General features: G+C 71.9%; 10 protein-coding genes, 1 tRNA gene and 8 pseudogenes. 2 read left to right on the top strand and 17 right to left on the bottom strand.

Going from position 1 to position 18,154, the window contains the following annotated elements:
- Positions 1 to 101 precede the first annotated feature (101 nt).
- The 8 genes and pseudogenes from tatC to ACZ8AI_RS11325 form a co-directional block, all read right to left on the bottom strand.
- Positions 102 to 758 (bottom strand): annotated as a pseudogene (gene tatC, locus ACZ8AI_RS11360) (twin-arginine translocase subunit TatC); the annotation flags it as partial.
- Positions 759 to 1,221: 463 nt separating this feature from the next.
- On the bottom strand, positions 1,222 to 1,650 hold the full coding sequence (locus ACZ8AI_RS11355; protein ID WP_464858509.1) for a WYL domain-containing protein: 429 nt from the start codon (positions 1,648 to 1,650) through the stop codon (positions 1,222 to 1,224).
- A gap of 205 nt (positions 1,651 to 1,855) precedes the next feature.
- Positions 1,856 to 2,104 (bottom strand): annotated as a pseudogene (locus ACZ8AI_RS11350) (helix-turn-helix transcriptional regulator); the annotation flags it as partial.
- Positions 2,105 to 2,186: 82 nt separating this feature from the next.
- On the bottom strand, positions 2,187 to 2,597 hold the full coding sequence (locus tag ACZ8AI_RS11345) for a WCX domain-containing protein (protein ID WP_464858508.1): 411 nt from the start codon (positions 2,595 to 2,597) through the stop codon (positions 2,187 to 2,189).
- Positions 2,591 to 2,866: pseudogene (locus tag ACZ8AI_RS11340) on the bottom strand (WYL domain-containing protein); the annotation flags it as partial. The gene ACZ8AI_RS11345 and the pseudogene ACZ8AI_RS11340, both read right to left, overlap by 7 nt.
- A gap of 419 nt (positions 2,867 to 3,285) precedes the next feature.
- Positions 3,286 to 4,215, bottom strand: coding sequence for an FKBP-type peptidyl-prolyl cis-trans isomerase (locus tag ACZ8AI_RS11335; protein ID WP_464858316.1), 930 nt, complete (start codon positions 4,213 to 4,215; stop codon positions 3,286 to 3,288).
- Positions 4,216 to 4,258: 43 nt separating this feature from the next.
- Positions 4,259 to 5,333: pseudogene (locus ACZ8AI_RS11330) on the bottom strand (tRNA (adenine-N1)-methyltransferase).
- The gene (locus tag ACZ8AI_RS11325; protein WP_464858315.1) at positions 5,330 to 5,995 is read right to left on the bottom strand and encodes an HAD family hydrolase; all 666 of its coding nucleotides are present in this window, start codon (positions 5,993 to 5,995) and stop codon (positions 5,330 to 5,332) included. Before ACZ8AI_RS11325 ends, ACZ8AI_RS11330 begins: the two are co-directional and overlap by 4 nt.
- A gap of 204 nt (positions 5,996 to 6,199) precedes the next feature.
- Between ACZ8AI_RS11325 and ACZ8AI_RS11320 the strand changes: the two are divergent.
- Positions 6,200 to 7,128, top strand: a pseudogene (locus ACZ8AI_RS11320) (proteasome assembly chaperone family protein).
- Between the two features lie 109 nt (positions 7,129 to 7,237).
- Here ACZ8AI_RS11320 and mshC read toward each other — a convergent pair.
- The 3 genes and pseudogenes from mshC to ACZ8AI_RS11305 form a co-directional block, all read right to left on the bottom strand.
- Positions 7,238 to 8,482: pseudogene (gene mshC, locus ACZ8AI_RS11315) on the bottom strand (cysteine--1-D-myo-inosityl 2-amino-2-deoxy-alpha-D-glucopyranoside ligase).
- Positions 8,479 to 9,310: pseudogene (locus ACZ8AI_RS11310) on the bottom strand (undecaprenyl-diphosphate phosphatase). The pseudogenes mshC and ACZ8AI_RS11310 overlap by 4 nt, the downstream one beginning before the upstream one ends.
- Positions 9,311 to 9,372: 62 nt before the next feature.
- Positions 9,373 to 10,692 carry a M20/M25/M40 family metallo-hydrolase gene (locus tag ACZ8AI_RS11305; RefSeq protein WP_464858314.1) on the bottom strand — a complete coding sequence of 440 codons (1,320 nt, stop codon included), beginning with the start codon at positions 10,690 to 10,692 and terminating at the stop codon, positions 9,373 to 9,375.
- A gap of 161 nt (positions 10,693 to 10,853) precedes the next feature.
- Between ACZ8AI_RS11305 and ACZ8AI_RS11300 the strand changes: the two genes are divergently transcribed.
- Positions 10,854 to 10,940, top strand: a tRNA-Leu gene (locus ACZ8AI_RS11300).
- Between the two features lie 211 nt (positions 10,941 to 11,151).
- Here ACZ8AI_RS11300 and ACZ8AI_RS11295 read toward each other — a convergent pair.
- The 6 genes and pseudogenes from ACZ8AI_RS11295 to dinB all read right to left on the bottom strand — a co-directional run bounded on the left by ACZ8AI_RS11295 (position 11,152) and on the right by dinB (position 17,886).
- Positions 11,152 to 11,283 (bottom strand): hypothetical protein, encoded by a 132-nt coding sequence (locus ACZ8AI_RS11295; RefSeq protein ID WP_464858313.1) that lies wholly within the window; start codon positions 11,281 to 11,283, stop codon positions 11,152 to 11,154.
- A 459-nt stretch (positions 11,284 to 11,742) separates the two neighbouring features.
- Positions 11,743 to 12,882 carry a zinc-dependent alcohol dehydrogenase gene (locus ACZ8AI_RS11290; protein WP_464858312.1) on the bottom strand — a complete coding sequence of 380 codons (1,140 nt, stop codon included), beginning with the start codon at positions 12,880 to 12,882 and terminating at the stop codon, positions 11,743 to 11,745.
- 250 nt (positions 12,883 to 13,132) lie between these two features.
- Positions 13,133 to 13,924 (bottom strand): NAD(P)/FAD-dependent oxidoreductase, encoded by a 792-nt coding sequence (locus ACZ8AI_RS11285; RefSeq protein ID WP_464858311.1) that lies wholly within the window; start codon positions 13,922 to 13,924, stop codon positions 13,133 to 13,135.
- A complete protein-coding gene (locus ACZ8AI_RS11280) occupies positions 13,884 to 14,462 on the bottom strand; it encodes an NAD(P)/FAD-dependent oxidoreductase (protein WP_464858310.1) in 579 nt (192 codons plus the stop codon). The genes ACZ8AI_RS11285 and ACZ8AI_RS11280 overlap by 41 nt, the downstream gene beginning before the upstream one ends.
- 263 nt (positions 14,463 to 14,725) lie before the next feature.
- Positions 14,726 to 16,511, bottom strand: a pseudogene (locus ACZ8AI_RS11275) (DEAD/DEAH box helicase); the annotation flags it as partial.
- 139 nt (positions 16,512 to 16,650) lie between these two features.
- On the bottom strand, positions 16,651 to 17,886 hold the full coding sequence (dinB, locus tag ACZ8AI_RS11270; protein WP_464858507.1) for a DNA polymerase IV: 1,236 nt from the start codon (positions 17,884 to 17,886) through the stop codon (positions 16,651 to 16,653).
- Positions 17,887 to 18,154: the final 268 nt, after the last annotated feature.

Here is an 18,154-nt window from a genome sequence, read left to right as displayed (position 1 = left end):
GGAGCTCGCAGGCCGTACTCTTCGTCGAGCTTCGCCTGGCGCTTGGCCATCCGGCGGTCGTGCAACCAGGTCACCGCACACGCCGCGACGTAGAGCACGATCATCGGGACGGCCAGCAGGAACATCGAGATGACGTCGGCGCTCGGCGTGACGATCGCGCAGAACACCAGGATGCAGAGGATCGCGACGCGCCAGGACTTGATGATCGACGAGGCCGACAGCACGCCGACGAAGTTGAGCAGCACGAGGAACACCGGCAGGACGAACGCGATGCCGACCGCCACGATGAGCTTGATGACGAAGTCGTAGTAGGCCTTGGCGTCGACGATCGAGGTGTCCTGGCTCGACACGAAGCTGCCCAGGATGCCGACCACGTGCGGCAGGATGTACCACCCGAACCAGCAGCCCGCGAAGAACAGCGGGATCGCGGTGCCGAGGAACCCGAAGACGTACTGCTTCTCGCGCCGCACCAGCGCCGGGACGATGAACGCCCAGATCTGGTAGAGCCACACCGGGCTCGAGATGACGATGCCGATCGTGATCGCGATCTGCAGCTTGAGGTCGAACGCGCCCGTGATCATCGGGAAGTTCAGCTCGGCCGTGTGCCCGCCGACCTTGGCGAGCTGGGCGACCGGCGACCGCAGCGCATCGAGCACGAACGGGGTGATGAACCACCCGCCGACCGCGCAGATCGCCACCGCGATGACGGCCTTGAACAGGCGGTTGCGCAGCTCGATGAGGTGCTGCCCGAGCGACATGCGGCCCTCGGTGTCCTGCTTCGGACGTCCGGTCCGCCTCGCTCGCCCGCGCGCGGTCGTCGAAGCCATGCACCGATCCTACGGGACCGGGGCCGACAGTCCGCCGCGACTGTCGGGAGCTCGGGCCCCCGGTGCCCGACGATGCTCGACGGCCCCCGGCTGGGACGGCGTGTACCTGGTCGGATCGGGCGTACTCGGTCGGAACTTCCGACCGAGTACGCCCAAGCGATCGACTACCCCGAAACGCCCGAGTACGCCCGGACCGCGAGCGAACCGCGACCGGCCGACGGCCTGGAGGGCGCGTGGCGGGGCCGCCACGCGCCTCCAGGCCCGACCTGGTCCGGTCCACGGCGGATCGCACCCTCCGGCGGACACCGCACCCCGCACACCGGGGCGCGACGTGCGTCCGGGGGTGCGACCGGCGCGACGCGCAGCGCGCGCGTGCGCTCCCGCGCCCTCCGGGTCAGTCGATGGCGAGGGCCGCCGCGGCGAAGTCGCGGACGGCAGCGCGGGCCGCCGGCGGGTCGAGCACGACGGCCCGCCCCGGCAGCCCGGCGACGAGTCGGACGACCCCGTCGAACCCGTTCGACGCCGCGAGCCGGATGCGGACCCGGCCGTCCCCGTCGGGCGCGTCGGCGGTGTCGGCGAGGAAGTCGGCCACGAGCGGGAGCGACGACGAGTCGAGCTCCACTGTGACGATGACGTCCTCGGCCGCCTGCTGGAAGAGGGTGTCCGGGATGACGACGTCCTCGATGGACTTCTCGGCAGCGCGGTCGTCGACGCGGACACCGGACATCCGGTCGAGGCGGAACGTGCGGAGCGCCTGCCGGTCGAGGTCCCACGCGCGGAGGTACCAGTCGGTGTCGATCGACTCGACGCGGAGCAGGTCCACCCCGTCGAGGACCGCCCTGGGTGCGCGGACCGGCGTACTCGAACGCGAGCCCCCGGCAGTCGGACATCGCGCGGCGGATGGTGGCGAGGGCGACGTCGTGCAGGTCCTGCCCGACGGCGACGTTCGCCGCCGCTCCCCCGGCGCCGCGGGACAGCTTCGCCATCAGGGCCCGGATGGCGTCGCGGTCAGCCGCCTCGGGCAGCGCCGACAGGTACTGCAGGCCGGCGATGAGCGCGGAGGCCTCGCGTGCGGACAGCCGCGGGGAGTCGTCGATCGCGACCAGGTTCGTCAGGACGATCATGTCGTTCTGGTCGAAGTCGTCCCAGGCGATGTCGAACAGGTCGCCGTGCTGGTACTGCATCGTCTCGCCGGGCACACCGGACACCGCGATGAGCTCCACCGCGCGTCGGATCCGGGCCTCGGGCACGCCGAAGTGACGCGCGGCCTCGGCCACCGAGACGCGCTCGCGGTCGATGAGGTACGGCACCAGGGCAAGGAGGAACGCGAGCTTGTCCTGCGCCTGGAGCGGTTGCTGCTCAGCCACGGGGATCCCCTTCGTCGCTGTGGTCCGCCACCAGGGCCCGGAGTCGTTCGGTCACACGCTCGCGGAGTTCGGCCGGCTCGAGCACCTGCACCTCGGGCCCGAAGGCGGCCAGTTCCTCGGCGAGGATCTGCGGGTCGACGTGGTGGAGCACGAGCACGCCGGCGTCGTCGGTCTCGGTGTCACGTCGGCGCGCGAGCCGGCGTTCGGCGTCCGACCCCGGCGCGACGCGGATGCGGGCGGTGCGGGCAGCCCAGATCCGGTCGAGTTCGGCCAGCGCGCGCTCCCCGCCCCGGCGGGTGCCGGGTGCTGCCCGACCTCGTACTGGGCGACGGGACCGACGATCCGCGAGAGCAGGTAGTTCTTGACGCTGTCGGTCACGAACTCGTGCGCGGCCAGCATCCACCGTCCGCCGTGCTGCACGAGCGCGAGCGGGGCGACCTCGCGCCGACGGGCGTCGTGCTGACCGGGCGTGATGTAGTCGAAGCGGACCGCGGCGGCACGGTCGAGCGCCGACCGGAGCGGCTCGAAGGCGACGTCGCGGGCGCGGAGCCGGGGTGCGTAGGCGTCGACGCCGATCGCGCCGGCGCCGTCGTCGTCCTCGGAGCCGGCCGAGCGCACCTTGAGGAGCCCGCGGCGGGAGTCGGCCGACAGGGCGCCTTCACGCCAGGCCATCGCCGCGAGCGACAGCAGCGCGGACTCGTCCGGCGTGAAGCGGACGTCGTCGGGCAGGTCGTACTCGCCCTTCGGGATCCGGTAGCGGAGCGTCTGGTTGTTGCCGGCGGCACCGGGCGTCTCGATCGTCTCGAGTGGGATGCCGAGTTCGCGGACGTCGTCCTTGTCGCGCTCGAACTGCCGCTCGAGCGAGGCGTTGTCGCCGCCGGTGCTGAACCGCTGGCGGTAGCCCTGGACGTTGGCGAGGATCTCGGACTTCGTCAGCCCGGACTCCGTGGAGAGCAGCGCGAGGACCAGGCTGAACAGCCGTTCCTCGGCAGGCACACGGGGCACACGGGTCGCTGGCACGAGCCGATCCTACGGCGGCGCGGGTGCACCGGAGTGCACCCGCGCCGCGATCCGTGGACGGTCGGACGAGGTCAGCTCGACACCGTGCCGAGGACGTCGATCACGTACGCGTACGCGGTCCCCTGCTGGTGCACGATCGCCAGCACCTGGTCGCCGACGCGGTGCCCGAGGATGGCGTTCCGGACGCCTTCCTGCACCTGGCCCTTGGCGAGCGGGACGGTCTGCGCACCCGAGCCGTCGGTCCAGCTGGACCCCGCGACCGAGGCGTCCGTGCCGTCGGTGCCCCAGGTCACGGCGGTGTACTTGATGAGGGCGGTGTCCTTCGCGGTGAGCTCCGCGCCGGAGCCCTTGCGGAGCAGGTGCGTCTCGTCGCCGGTCGGGGCGTTCCACGACGGGATCGTGATGCCGGGCGCACCGGACGGGGCGAGCACGACCGCCGGCATCCGGTCGCCCGCGAGCTGCGGCGTGCCGGTCGCGCGCGAGTCGAAGGCACGCTTGACGTCGATCACCGCGACGACGGCGTCCTCGGTCTTCTTCGACGACGTGCCGGTGTCGCCCGAGGCCGCCGAGTTGAGGGCGCTCTTCGGCAGCGCGACGGCGAGGCGGTCCCCGACGTGCGCGCACTCGACGGCGGCACCGAGTGCGCCGTAGTTGCTCGCGCCCGCCGTGATCGGGGCGGTCGAGCCCGAGTAGCCGCTGGTCTGCGCGACCTCGCCGGTGGCGCCGTCGACCAGGGTGTACTCGATGAGGACGGGGGTGCCGTCCTCGACCTCGTGCCCGTCGCCCTGCCGCAGGACGGAGACCTGCGTGCCCTTGGTGGTGAGACCGCCGGGCACGGAGACCTTCGGCTCCTTGCCGAACGACCCGGTGGCGGTCACGGCCTCGGACGCGGCACCGGGAGCGGCGCAGCTCGACGGCGTGGTGCCGGCCCCGCTGGCCGCGCACCCGGTGAGTGCTGCGGCGAGGCCGATGGTGACCAGGAGTGCGGGGATGGTGCGCACGGACCCTCTTTCCGTTCGATGCAGGACGGGCACGACGCGTAGCCTACCGGTCGTCCGCAGCCGGGCCGTCCGCAGCGGAGCCGGCCTCGGCGGCGGCGACCTTGCGGGCCTGCGCCGCAGCCTGGCGCGCGACCTTGCGGAGCTTCTTGTCACTGGCCGACCGGTCACCGACGGCACCGGGGGTCCAGGCCTCGACGTCCTCGTCGGAGAACTCGACCTTGCCTGCGCGACGCTTCAGGTTGGGGAGCACGACCCCGTCGGCGAGGCGGCGCGCCGTGACGAGGAACCCGGTGTGGCCGACCATGCGGTGGTCCGGACGGACGGCGAGCCCCTCGACGTGCCAGGTGCGCACCAGGGTCTCGCTCGACTGCGGATCGGTGAAGCGGCCGGTCTCCCGGAGCGCCTCGGCCGTGCGGGACAGCTGCGTGACCGTCGCGACGTAGCAGACGACCAGGCCACCGGGCACGAGCGCGTCGGCCGCGGCGTCGACGCACTCCCACGGCGCCAGCATGTCGAGCACGACGCGGTCGACGCTCTGCGGCTCGGTGGCGTCCGGCAGCTCCTCGACGAGGTCGCCGACGGTGACGGACCAGTTGTCCGGCACGGCGCCGAGGAAGGTGCCGACGTTGCCGCGGGCGATCGCGGCGAACTCCTCGCGGCGTTCGAACGACTCGCAGCTGGCCGGTCGGGCCGATCGCGCGGAGCAGGAACAGCGAGAGCGCGCCGGACCCGACGCCGGCCTCGACCACGCGGGCGCCGGGGAAGACGTCGGCGAACGCGACGATCTGGGCGGCGTCCTTCGGGTAGACGATGGCGGCACCGCGGGGCATCGACATGACGTAGTCGTTGAGGAGCGGCCGGAGGGCGAGGTACTCGTCGCCCGTGCTCGCCCGGATGACCGATCCGTCCGGCTGGCCGATGACGTCGTCGTGCCGGAGCACGCCGCGGTGGGTGTGGTACTCGCCGGCGACCTCGAGCGACAGCGTCGTGAGCTTGCCCTTCGGGCCGGTGAGCTGCACCCGGTCGCCCGCGCGGAACGGCCCACGCGGCGGTGTGTGCGGAGCGCCGCCGACCGTGTGCGGCAGGGCGTCGGTGGGGTCGGACAGGGCATCGGTCATCGTGCGACCTCCTGGGTGCGGGCCGCGAGGGCCGGGCCGGTCAGCTCGAAGAGGCGGTCGACGTCGACGTCGGCCAGCGTGGTCAGGTGCACGTCGCCGCCGGTGATGTCGGACAGCGGCACGATGTGCTCGACGGCGACCGTGACGGCCCCGGACGCGACGGCGGAGGCGACCCCGGTCGCGGAGTCCTCGATCGCGACGCAGGCGGTCGCGTCCACGCCGAGCTGGGCGGCGGCGGCCAGGTAGGCGTCCGGGAAGGGCTTCGGCCGCTCGACGTCGTCACCCGCGACGACGGTGCGGAAGCCGCGCTCGCCCAGGGCCTCGGCGGCCACGAGCGCCATCTTCCGGCGCGACATCGTCACGAGCGCGGTCGGGATGCCCCGGGCGTGGAGTTCCTCGATGAGTTCCCGTGCCCCCCGACGCCACGGCAGCTCGGCGTCGCGGAGCCGCACCATGACGTACTCGGTCATCCACTGGATGATCTCCTCGACCTCCATGTCGACGCCCTTGTCGCGGAGGATCTCGCCCGAACGCTCGAGGCCGCTGCCGACGAGCGCCAGGCCGTCCTCGTGCGTCCAGACGACGCCGTAGCGCTCGTCAGCTCGATCTGGGACTGCTGCCAGATCGGCTCGGTGTCGATGATCGTGCCGTCCATGTCCCACAGCACGGCTGCGGGCGGGACGAGGGCGGAGGGATGCGCGGTCACGGGCAACGAGTCTACCGGGGCGGGTGGCGGCCCTTTCCGCTCAGCGCGGACGGGCGGGCGCTCGGACTGCCCGCGGCCCTATCCTTGTTGCTGCGAATCATGTCCGGTCGTGCGCGGCCTCCGCCGCTCCCGCCCCGCTCCACCACAGGAGGTCCCGTCCGTGCCACAGCACTCCCCCTTCAGCGACGGACGACTGCTCGTCGTCGCGTTCGAGGGCTGGAACGACGCCGGAGAAGCGGCGAGCGGTCTCGCCAGGCGCATCGTCGAGTCGCTCGCGCTCGACGAGCTCCGCGAGCTCGACGGTGAGCGCTACGTCGACTACCAGTTCAACCGGCCGAACGTCGGCATCGACGACAACGGCGTCCGCGGCGTGCAGTGGCCCCGCATCGTCCTGTACGGCCCCGGCGCCGAGGGGCGGCCCGTGATCGGCGCGACCGGCTCCCCCACCGAGCGTGACGTGTACGTGCTCGTCGGCCTGAGCCGTCCCGCACGTGGCGCGGGTTCTGCGCCGAGATCATCGACCTCGCCGACGTGTACTCGATCGACGCGGTGGTGTTCGTCGGCGCGATGCTCGCGGACGTGCCCCACACCCGCCCGATCTCGGTCTTCGTGTCCAGCGAGAACGCCGGGGTGCGCGCCGCGTTCGACGTCGACAAGTCCTCGTACGAGGGGCCGACCGGCATCCTCGGGGTCCTCGCCGACGCCATGGACAAGGCCGGGCTCACCACGCTGTCCCTCTGGGCCTCGGTGCCGCACTACGTGCACAACTCGCCGTCCCCGAAGGCCACGCTCTCGCTCCTCGACAAGATCGAGGAACTCACCGACGTCACCGTCCCGCGGGGCACCCTGCTCGACGACGCCACCGAGTGGGAGGAGGGCATCGACGCCCTCGCGGCCGACGACGAGGACATGGCCTCGTACATCGGCCAGCTCGAGCAGGCCCGCGACACGGTCGACTCCCCCGAGGCCTCCGGCGACGCCATCGCGCAGGAGTTCGAGCAGTACCTGCGCCGTCGCGAACGCAAGGACGGCAAGGACGGCGGGACCGCCGGCGGTGAGGGCTTCCGTCCCCCGCAGCCCCCGCAGTAGACGCGACCGGCGACGGACTGGAGGCGCGGTGCCAGCTGGCACCGCGCCTCCAGTCCGTCGTCGGGTCAGGACGGGCGCGGCGCGCCCCGCCTGGTCGCCACCGGACCGATCAGCCCAGCCGGATGCCGAGCAGGGCGTCGACCAGGTCGACGAGCTCGGGCGTGACCGCGGTCCCGCCCGCGATCGCGGTGTCGACCGCCGCGACGGCGCCGGGCGTGTCGAGGTCGTCGGCGACCCGCGCACGGACGCGCGCGGCGACCTCGGCAGCGTCGTCGGCGTGACCGGCGTCGGCACCGGAGGCCCATGCGTCCCACGTCGCCAGGCGCGTGGTGGCGCTCGTCAGCTCCGAGTCGAACCACTCCCAGTCGTCGGAGTACTTGTGCGACAGCAGGGCGAGCCGGATCGCCCGCGGGTCCGCGCCGTCGTCGAGCAGCCCCCGCACGGTGACGAGGTTGCCGAGCGACTTCGAGATCTTCTCGCCCTGGTAGGCGATCATCCCGGTGTGCACGAACGCGGCCGCGAGGGGCTGGTGCGCGAGCGCGGCGGCGTGCCCGGCGCTCATCTCGTGGTGCGGGAAGACGAGGTCGCTGCCGCCGCCCTGCACGCTGATCGGCAGGCCGAGGCGGTCGCCGGCGATGACGCTGCACTCGATGTGCCAACCGGGTCGTCCAGGGCCGACGGCGCCGTCCCAGCTCGGCTCCCCCGCGCGGGCCGCACGCCAGAGCAGCGGGTCGAGCGGATCGCGCTTGCCGGCGCGGTCCGGGTCGCCGCCGCGCTCCGCCGACAGCGCGAGCATCGTCTCGCGGTCGAGGCCGCTCTCGTCGCCGAGCATCCAGGCCTCGGCCGGACGGTTCACGTCGAAGTAGAGGTCGTCGCCCTCGGACTCGGGCGTCGGGACGGCGTACGCGTAGCCGGTCTCCTGCAGGAACGCGACGGCCTCGGCGATGCGCTCGACCTCGTCGGTGACGGCCACGAAGTCGTCCGGGGGCAGGACGCGCAGGGCTTCCATGTCGCGACGGAACAGGTCGATCTGCGACGCGGCGAGCTCCTGCCAGTCGACACCGTCACGAGCCGCGCGCTCGAGGAGCGGGTCGTCGACGTCGGTGGTGTCTGCGCGTACTCGACCTCGAGCCCGGCGTCGCGCCAGACTCGGCCGAGCGTGTCGAACGCCAGGTAGGTGGCCGCGTGGCCGAGGTGGGTGGCGTCGTACGGCGTGATGCCGCAGACGTAGAGCGCGGCACGCCTCCTCGCCACCCGTCGGGTCGACGGGCCTGCCGCTCGCCGTGTCGTGCACGACGGGGCGCGGCGCGGAACCGGGGACCTCGGGAACGGACGGGACCTGCCAGGCCCTCACGGCTGGATCACTCCGAGCGACAACAACACGATGAGAACGATACCGAGTGCGATCCGGTAGACCACGAAGGGAAGGAAGCTGCGCTTGCTGATGTAGTTCATGAACGCCGCGATCACGACGAAGCCGACGACGAAGGCCACCACGGTCGCGATGAGCGTGTCGGCGAGGCCGAACGGGGCGCCGGAGTCGCCGAGGCTCGTCGCGGCCTCGTACAGCCCGGACAGGAACACCGCGGGCACGGCGAGCAGGAACGCGAAGCCGCGCGGCGGCCGGACGGGTGTAGCCGAGGGCCAGGCCCATCGACACCGTCGCACCCGACCGCGAGACACCGGGGACGAGGGCGAGCACCTGGGCCAGGCCGATCAGGATGCCGCCGCCGAACGTCATGTGCTCGATGCGGCGGACCTTGCGCCCGAGCACGTCGGCCACGCCGAGGACGATGCCGAACACCACGAGGACGATCGCGACGATCCAGAGCGACCGGAACGTGGTCTCGATGGAGTCCTTGAGGAGCAGCCCCGCGATGCCGATCGGGATCGTGCCGATGATCACGAGCCAGCCGAGCCGGGCGTCCGGGTCGTTCCGCGGCACCGTCTTGCCCGAGAGCGACCGGAACCACCGCCCGATGATCCGGGTGATGTCCCGCCAGAAGTAGATGAGCACGGCGGTCTCGGTGCCGAGCTGCGTCACCGCGGTGAAGGCCGCGCCCGGGTCCTTCGCGTCGGGCAGGAAGAGCCCGACGATCCGGAGGTGGGCGCTCGACGAGACGGGCAGGAACTCGGTGAGCCCCTGGACGAAGCCGAGGAAGATCGCCTCGAGGATGTGCATCGGGCTGGCCTTTCGCGCGAAGGTCGGTCAGGACACCGCCACGAAGGCGACCACGAACAATATCAGTACGTGGCCAGGAGGTCGCCGAGGACCCGCCGCCCGAACGCCAGCGACGCGAGCGGCACCCGCTCGTCGACGCCGTGGAACATCGCCGGGAAGTCCACGCCGGCCGGCAGCTGCAGCGGCACGAAGCCGTAGCCCGCGATGCCGAGGGTCGAGAGCGCCTTGTTGTCCGTCCCGCCGGAGAGCAGGTACGGCAGGACCGGGGCGCCCGGGTCGTGACGGTCGAGGACGTCGCGCACGGCGTCGACGAGCGGTCCGCCGAAGTCCTGCTCGAGTCCGACGTCCTGGTGGGTCATCGTGATCGTCACGTCGTCGCCGGCGAGCTCGCGGACGCGTGCGAGCACCGCGTCCTCGTCGCCCGGCAGGCAGCGGATGTCGACGAGCGCCTCGGCCTGGTCCGGGATGACGTTGTGCTTGTACCCGGCGCGCAGCTGCGTGGGGTTCGTCGTCGTGTGCAGCGCCGCGTGGATGAAGCGCGAGGCCGAGCCCGTCGCGAGTGCGACCTCGTCCGGCCCGGTCGTCTCCGGGTCGACCCCGAGGAAGCCGGCGATCTCCCGCACCATCGCCTCGGTCGTCGCCGAGAGGCGCACCGGCCACTCCTCGCTGCCGATCCGCGCGACGGCCCGGGCGAGCTTCGTGACCGCGTTGTCGCGGATGACGTGCGACCCGTGCGCCGCCGTGCCCGTGGCGGTCAGCGTGATCCAGAGCAGTGCCTTCTCACCGGTCTGCAGCAGGTACGCGCGACGGTCGCCGAGCGTGACCGAGTAGCCGCCGACCTCGCTGATCGCCGCGGTCGCCCCCGCGAACACCTCCCGGGGTGGTGCGTGACGACGTGGTGCGCTCCGAGGACGCCGCCGGCCTTCCTCGTCGGCGAAGTACGCGATCACGAGGTCACGTTCGGGGGCGCCGTGCTGCTCGATGACGTCGCCGAGGGACGTCAGCATCATCGCGTCCATGTTCTTCATGTCGACGGCGCCGCGGCCCCAGAGCATGCCGTCCTTGACCTCGCCGCCGAACGGGTCCACCGACCAGTTCGCCGGGTCCGCCGGCACCACGTCGAGGTGCCCGTGCACGACCAGCGCCGGCTTGTCACGGTTGCGACCGGGGACCCGTGCGACGACGCTCATCCGGTCCGGCTCGGACTCGAACAGCTGCGGCTCGAGCCCGAGCGCCCGGAGCTTCGCCTCGACGTAGTGCGCCGCCTCGGTCTCGCCGCGGGACTTGCCCTCGCCCCAGTTCGTCGTGTCGATGCGGATGAGGTCTCGGGCGATCGCCGCGGTGGCCTCGAGGTCGGTCAGCGTGGCCTCCGGGTTCGTCATGCCCCCACGCTACCGGTCGCCGTCGCACCCACTGCGGAGCCGGACTCCGGCGGACGCGCCCGGGATGCGCGTCCGTGTTCATCGAGCGTTCAGACCCGTGCTAGTGTCTTCTCTCGGCAGGAACGCCGGGGAAAACCCGGGAAACAGACACCAGACACCCTGTCCGGGTGGCGGAATTGGTAGACGCGCTAGCTTGAGGTGCTAGTGCCCGTATTAGGGCGTGGGGGTTCAAGTCCCCCCCTCGGACACAGAAAACAGATGCCCCCTGACCTTGCGGTCGGGGGGCATTTCCTGTTGGTCGACGGTGTCGTACGGACGCGCCCGTATCCGTTGCGCGTGCATGGAGCGACACCGCACTCGTCGAACGACGCGTGGGACGTCGCACGATGCACACGCACAGACCCTCCCACCCGCCGAACGCCGGCGCGGGCCCGGCGCGGCGCCAGCGCCGCGCAGCCCTCAGCGCCGCCGCAACCGCCGCACGAGCAGCACGGCACCACCGAGCGCGGCGAGCCACCCCCAGTTCGCCACGAGCGGGTCGAGCAACTGGTGCCGCCAGTCCCGCCGCGACGACCCCAACCGCGAGGCCACCGGGTGCTTCCCCGCTCGGCGCGCACTCCCGTCTCGCGGATGACCCGGTCCGGACGCCCGTGCAGCGCGTCGGTCACCCGGTGCACCCCGACGTCGAGCCGGTCCCCGACGACGAGGAGCATCCAGTGCGCCAACCGGCCCTCGCTGAACCTCGCGTACGCCAGGCGCCGCACCGCTCCCGGCACCCCTCGGAGCGGCTGCGCGGTGCCGAACACCGGCGTGACGTGCGCGTGCTCGATCGACCGCTCCCGGCCGGCAGCACCGGGCTGCTGCGACGGGACCTCCCAGTGCGCACCGGTCGCGGCGCCGACCGAGCGCGAGAGCTTCGGCACCGACGGCCGGTCCGCCGGGTCGAGGTCGCTCCCCACCCGGGGATCCGGGCGCGGAGTTCCTCGGCGGACGGCACCCGTCGCGGTGGATCGGCGATGTACGGGGTGTGGTCGGACATGTCGGGCCTCCTCACGGCACGACGACGGTCTTGATGCAACCGTCGAGCTTGGACGAGAACACGTGGTAGCCCTCGGCGATGTGCTCGAGGGGGATGCGGTGCGTGATGATGTCGCTCGGCTTGAAGTGCCCGGCCTGGATGTGCTCGAGCAACCGCGGCCACTGGCGCTTCACGTGGGCCTGATTCGTGTGGATCGTGACGCCCTTGTTCATCGCGTCGCCGAACTTCACCGCGCTCGGGATCGGCCCGTACGCACCGATCGCCGAGACCGTTCCGCCCTTTCGGACCCCGTCGATCGCCCAGTTGAGCGCCGTCGGAGACCCGCCCTGCAGCTTGAGCTTCGAGGCGGTGACCTGCTGGGTGAAGTTGCCGTCCGCCTCGGCTCCGACGGCGTCGATCACGCTGTCCGCGCCGAGGAAGTCGGTCTGCTTCTTCATCTCGAGCACGACGTCGTCGACCTCGGCGAAGTTGATCGTCTCGGCGTGCGCGAAGCTCCGGGCCTTCTCGAGCCGGTACTCGAGCTGGTCGACGACGATCACCCGGCCGGCTCCCATGAACCACGCGGACGCGGCGGAGAACAGTCCGACCGGCCCGGCACCGAGCACCACGACGGTGTCGCCCTCGCGGATCGACGCCAGCTGCGCCCCGAAGTACCCGGTGCTCAGTGCGTCCGTCATGAGGAGGGCGTCCTCGTCGTCGAGCCAGTCCGGGATCACCTGGGGTCCGACGTCGGCGAACGGCACCCGCACGCGCTCGGCCTGCCCGCCGTCGTACCCGCCGGTGGTGTGCGAGTACCCGTAGATGCCACCGACTGCTGTGGCGTTCGGGTTCACGTTGTGGCAGTTCGCGAAGAGTCCGCGGGCGCAGAACCAACAGGTCCCGCACGAGATGTTGAACGGGACCATCACGCGGTCCCCGACCGACAGGGTCTCGACGGACGAGCCGACCTGCTCGACCACACCGATGAACTCGTGGCCGAACGTGTGCCCGACGCGGGTGTCGGGCATCATGCCGTGGTACAGGTGCAGGTCCGACCCGCAGATCGCCGCGCGTTCCACCCGGACGATCGCGTCGTTCGGGTGCTCGATCCGCGGGTCGGGCTTCTCCTCGACGCGGACCCGGTAGGGCCCGCGGTACGTCATCGCTCGCATGGGCGCTCCTCCTCGCTGGACGTGCCCAGGCTCGCGCGCCGCACGTGGGAGACGATCCAGGTCCGCGCACTTTGACCACTGCCCTCGCAAAACGCAACGTCGGCGACAGCGCGCAGAGAGATACCGCTGCGAGCAACCGCCGAGGTTGCGTTTTGCGGGGGCGGGGGGCGGGGGGTGGTGGGGACCCCGGGACGGACTGGAGGCGCGGTGCCAGCTGGCACCGCGCCTCCAGTCCGTCGGACGGTCGCGTCTAGCTCTTCGACGCCTCGACGAAGTTGCGGCGCGGGTCCGTCTCCTTGATGAGCGAGGTCGCGTCGCGACCCGACACGGCACCGGTGACCCAGCCGATGATGATGCGGGCCTTCCGGTTCAGGGTCGGCATCGCGTACACGTGGTACGAGCGGTGCGCGAGCCACGCGAGCAGGTTCGTCATCTTGATGCCCTTGATGTTCGCCGCACCCTTCGCGACACCGTACGACGCGACCGTGCCGATCGACGGGTGGCGGTACTCCTCGAGGGGCTTGCCGGTGATCGTGGCGACCACGTTGTCCGCCGCGACGACGGCCTGACGGACGGCGTTCTGCGCGTTCGGCGGGTAGTACGCCGGCTGCTTGTCGGCGGTCAGGTCGGGCACCTGTGCGACGTCGCCGAGGCCCCAGACGCCAGGGACGACCTCGTGGGTCTCCTCGTTCTCGACCTGGAGCTTCGCGTTCGCGGCGAGGTGGCCCTTCGGTCCGCGCGGCAGGTCGGACGCGTCGAGGAGCGGGTTCGGCTTGACGCCGGCGGTCCAGACGAGCAAACCGGTGGCGAACTCGTCGCCATCCGACAGCTTCACGACGCCGCCCTCACAGCTGGGCATCGTGGTCTTCAGGCGGACGTCGATGCCACGGGCGCGGAGTGACTCGAGGGTCCACTTCGACAGCTCCGGGCCGACCTCGGGGGCGACGCGGTCGAGCGCGTCGATGAGGACCCAGCGCGGGTGCTCGCCGGCGAGCGACGGGTCACGTCTTGATGGCGGCCTGCGACACGTCGAAGAGCTCACCGATCGCCTCGACGCCGGTGTAGCCACCGCCGACGAAGATGCTCGTGAGCAGGCGGCGACGCTCGTCCTCGTCGCGGGTGGCAGCGGCCTTCGCGATGTTGTCGAGGAGCTTGGCGCGCACGTACGCGGCCTCTTCCACGCTCTTGAAGCCGACACCGAACTCCTCGAGCCCGGGGGTCGGGAAGGTGCGGGTGACCGAGCCGAGCGCAACGACGAGCTGGTCGTAGCCGAGCGTGCGGTCGTCGCCGCCGGCCGTGGCGATCGTGACCGTCTTGTCAGCGGAGGAGATGCCGGTGACCTTGCCCTGGATCACGCGGGTCTTGCGGAGCGCACGACGCAGCTCCACCGTGACGTCCTTCGGGGCGATGTGGCCGCCGGCGACCTCCGGCAGGAACGGCAGGTACGTGTAGTACGTGTTCTGGTCCACCAGCGTGATGCGCATCGGCACCGTGGCCGCGTGCTTCTGGAGCTGCTTGACGGTGGTGTAGCCAGCGGAGCCGCCGCCGAGGACGAGGACGTGAGGGATCGAGTCTGCCATTCCCCGGTCTACCGGAGATTCGCTTGGTGTAGTCATGAGGCCGCGCCGCCGCGCGGCCGATCGCGCAGCCGCCACCACGCGGTCTCGGCGAGTTCGACGCCCGTGTAGACGCCGTGCGGGGTCCGGCGCGACTCGGTCAGGGAGAACCGGCGCAGGCGGTACCCGCCGCCGAACCGGTCGATGATCGCCTCGGGCGAGGACTCGGCGTCGCGCTTGACGTACCAGGTGCGGTCGTCGACGAGTTCGATCACCGGCGCCCGGCCGATCCGGGAGCGCAGCACGTCGATGCGCTTCTGGATCTGCTCGATGCTCGCCTGCGCCACGGCCGGGCCGCCGCTGATCCGCCGGAGTTCGGCGTGGATCGAGCCGTGCGGTTCGTTCGAGTGCCGCGACCAGATCGAGACCAGCCGGTGCAGCTCGGACCGCTGTTCCTTGATCGTCTGGTACATCGGGCGGTTCTCGGGCTCGGCGGCCTTCGGCATGCCGTCCTTGGGCGTCCGGCCCTTCGCACGCTTCACCTGCGTGGCCTGACGGGCGCGGAGGAGGTCGCGCACCTGGTCGGGTTCGAGGAGGCCCGGGATGCCGATGAAGTCGAGTTCCTCGAGCGAGCCGACCTCTCCCCCGGTGCCGAACTCGCCGCCGTCGTAGAGCACCCGGTCGAACGACGCCTGCGAGTCGAGCGCCTCGAAGGGCTGGACCTCGAGCAGGCTCTCGGAGGCGCGGTCCTCCTTGTTGGCCTCGGCGACCATCGCGTCCTCGGGGTTGTACATGCCGTCGTCGGCGTCCTTGGGGCGGTCGAGTGCGTGGTCGCGCTCGAGCTCGAGGGTGGCGGCAAGCGCCATCAGGCCGGGGACGCTCGGCAGGAACACGCTCGCCGTCTCGCCGCGACGACGGGCGCGCACGAAGCGGCCGATCACCTGGGCGAAGAACAGCGGCGTGCTGGCGCTGGTGGCGTAGACGCCGACGCAGAGCCGCGGGACGTCGACGCCCTCGGACACCATGCGGACGGCGACCATCCAGCGTGAGGTGTCGTCGGCGAACGCCTGGATCCGGCTCGAGGCCGCGACCTCGTCGGAGAGCACGACCGTCGGCCGCTCGCCGGTGATCTGCTGCAGGATGCGGGCGTACGCGCGGGCCGTGGTGGTGTCCGTCGCGATGACGAGCCCGCCCGCGTCCGGCACGCCGCGGCGGACCTCGGTCAGGCGCTTGTCGGCGGCGGACAGCACGGCGGGCATCCACTCGCCCTCGGGTGAGAGCGCGGTGCGCCACGCCTGGGCGGTGATGTCCTTCGTGACCTGCTCGCCGAGCGACGCCGACATCTCGTCGCCCATGCGCGTCTTCCAGCGCATCTGCCCGGCGTACGCCATGAAGAGCACCGGGTCGGACGACGCCGTCCTTCAGGGCGCGGCCGTAGCCGTAGTTGTAGTCGGAGATCGAGGTGCGGATGCCCTGCTCGTCGGGGGCGTACTGCACGAACGGGATCGGCGCGGTGTCGGAGCGGAACGGGGTCCCCGACAGGGAGAGCCGCCGGGTGGCCTTGGAGAAGGCCTCCTCGATGCCGTCGCCCCACGTCAGGGCGTCGCCGCCGTGGTGGACCTCGTCGAGGACGACCAGGGTGCGGCCGCCCTCGGTGATCTTCTGGTGGACCTCGGGGTTCATGCCGACCTGGGCGTAGGTGATCGCCACGCCCTGGTAGTGCCGGCCGAACATGCCGTCGCCGTTCTTGAACATCGGGTCGATCCGGATGCCGACGCGGTCCGCGGAGTCCGCCCACTGTCGCTTCAGGTGCTCGGTCGGGGCGACGACGACGATCCGGTCGACGGTGCCGCGGGCGAGCAGCTCGGTCGCGAGCCGGAGGGCGAACGTGGTCTTGCCGGCGCCGGGGGTCGCCGCCGCGAGGAAGTCGCGCGGTTCCTTCTCGAAGTACTTCGTCAGCGCTTCGACCTGCCAGGCGCGGAGCTTCGAGGCGGTGCCCCACGCGGCGCGGTCCGGGAAGGCCGGTGACAGGTGCTGGACGGCCGCGTTGCCGGCGGCTTCGGCAGCGGCCACGGCGTCGTCGTGAGCCGCTGCGGCGGGGCCGTCGGCGTCGACCCCGAAGGACGCCTGGTCGGCCGCGGCGGAGTCGTCCCACAGGGACGCGGGCTGGTCCCCGGGCCCTGGCTGATCGGTGTACTCGGCTGCGCTCACTTCAGCAGATTCTACCGTCACCCTCGGTCCTGCCGAGCGTGCGGGACGTGCCCTCGGGCGTGCCGCGGACCAGGGAGGCCGGTCGCAGCACCCCAGCGCCGAAGCGCGCGGCGACCGCGTCGACCGTGGTCTCCGTCTCGCGCCACGGCGCGTCGTCGTCCCACAGCGCGTTGCTCGCCGCGGCCGGCACGAGGTTCTCACCGCGCACACCGATCAGGCGGATCTGGTTGCCCGGCCGGTGCAGCACGTCGTACAGCTCGACGGCTTCGCGGTGCAGGCGCTTCGCGACGTCGGTGGGCTCGGCCAGGGTCCGGGAGCGGGTGAGGGTGGTGAAGTCGGTGTACCGCACCTTGAGCGCGACCGTGCGGGCCTGCACGTCGGCGCGGCGGAGACGCACCGCGACCTTGTCGGCCAGGCGCAGGAGTTCGCGCGCCACGTCGTCGCGTTCGGTCAGGTCGTGCCCGAACGTGACCTCGTGCCCGATCGACTTCTCACCCACGCCGCCCTCGACGGTGCGGGGGTCCCGCCCCCACGAGAGGTCGTGCAGGCGCTGCCCGCCGGCGGGACCGACCGCGGAGACCAGCGACCCGAGCGGGGTGGTCGCCAGGTCGCCGACGGTGCGGATCCCCCGGCGTTCGAGGGTCTCCTGCGTCTTGCCGCCGACGCCCCAGAGCGCGGAGACCGGCTGCGGGTGCAGGAACGCCACCGTGTCGGCCGCGGGCACCACCAGCAGTCCGTCGGGCTTGGACCGGCTGGAGGCGAGCTTCGCGACGAACTTCGTCGACGCGGCGCCGACGGAGCAGTGCAGCCCCGTCTCGGCGAACACGGCCGCGCGGATGGCACGCCCGATCTCCCACGGGGTGCCGTAGAGCCGCAACGCGCCGGCGACGTCGAGGAACGCCTCGTCGATGCCGAGCTTCTCGACGCGGGGCGTGAAGCGGTCGAAGACGGCCATCACGGCGTCGGACTTCGCCCGGTACTTCTCGAAGTGCGGCTCGACGATGATCGCGGCGGGACAGCGGCGTTTCGCGACGGCCATCGGCATCGCGGAGTTCACGCCGTACTTCCGGGCTTCGTAGGTGGCGGCGGTGACGACGGACCGGTCCGAGTCGTGCCCGACGATGACGGGCAGACCGACCAGGTCCGGACGGTCGAGGAGCTCGACCGAGGCGAAGAAGGCGTCCATGTCGACGTGCAGCACGGTGGCCGTGAGGTCGTCGACGGGCGCGTCGGACACCAGCCGGTTGCGTCCGGGTCCTGCTTGCTCACACGGCGATGATGCCAGCCCCCACCGACAACGCCGCGCGTCAGCCGAGCGGACCGAGCACGAGGCCGCGATCGTCCGCGCCGCCGAGTCCCGCGAGGACGGGTGGTACTGCCCGGCCCGGACGTCGCGAGCGAGTCGGGCGAGCTCGCCGCCCGCGCGGTACGCGCCGCCGCCGACGACGCGCATCGCCTCGTCCACGACGTACTGCGCGGTGTCCACGGCGCGTGCCTTCGTCCCC

The sequence above is a fragment of the Curtobacterium sp. AC273 genome (genome assembly GCF_979253735.1).
The sequence above is the reverse complement of the archived record's forward strand: the minus strand, read 5'-3'. Positions and strand labels throughout refer to the sequence as shown.

Excerpts from the sequence above, each read along its gene's own strand:
- ACZ8AI_RS11305 (WP_464858314.1), bottom strand. The coding sequence starts at position 10,692 with ATGACGAACCCGGAGGCCACGCTGACCGACCTCGAGGCCACCGCGGCG.
- ACZ8AI_RS11290 (WP_464858312.1), bottom strand. The coding sequence starts at position 12,882 with ATGCGAGCGATGACGTACCGCGGGCCCTACCGGGTCCGCGTCGAGGAG.
- ACZ8AI_RS11280 (WP_464858310.1), bottom strand. The coding sequence starts at position 14,462 with ATGGCAGACTCGATCCCTCACGTCCTCGTCCTCGGCGGCGGCTCCGCT.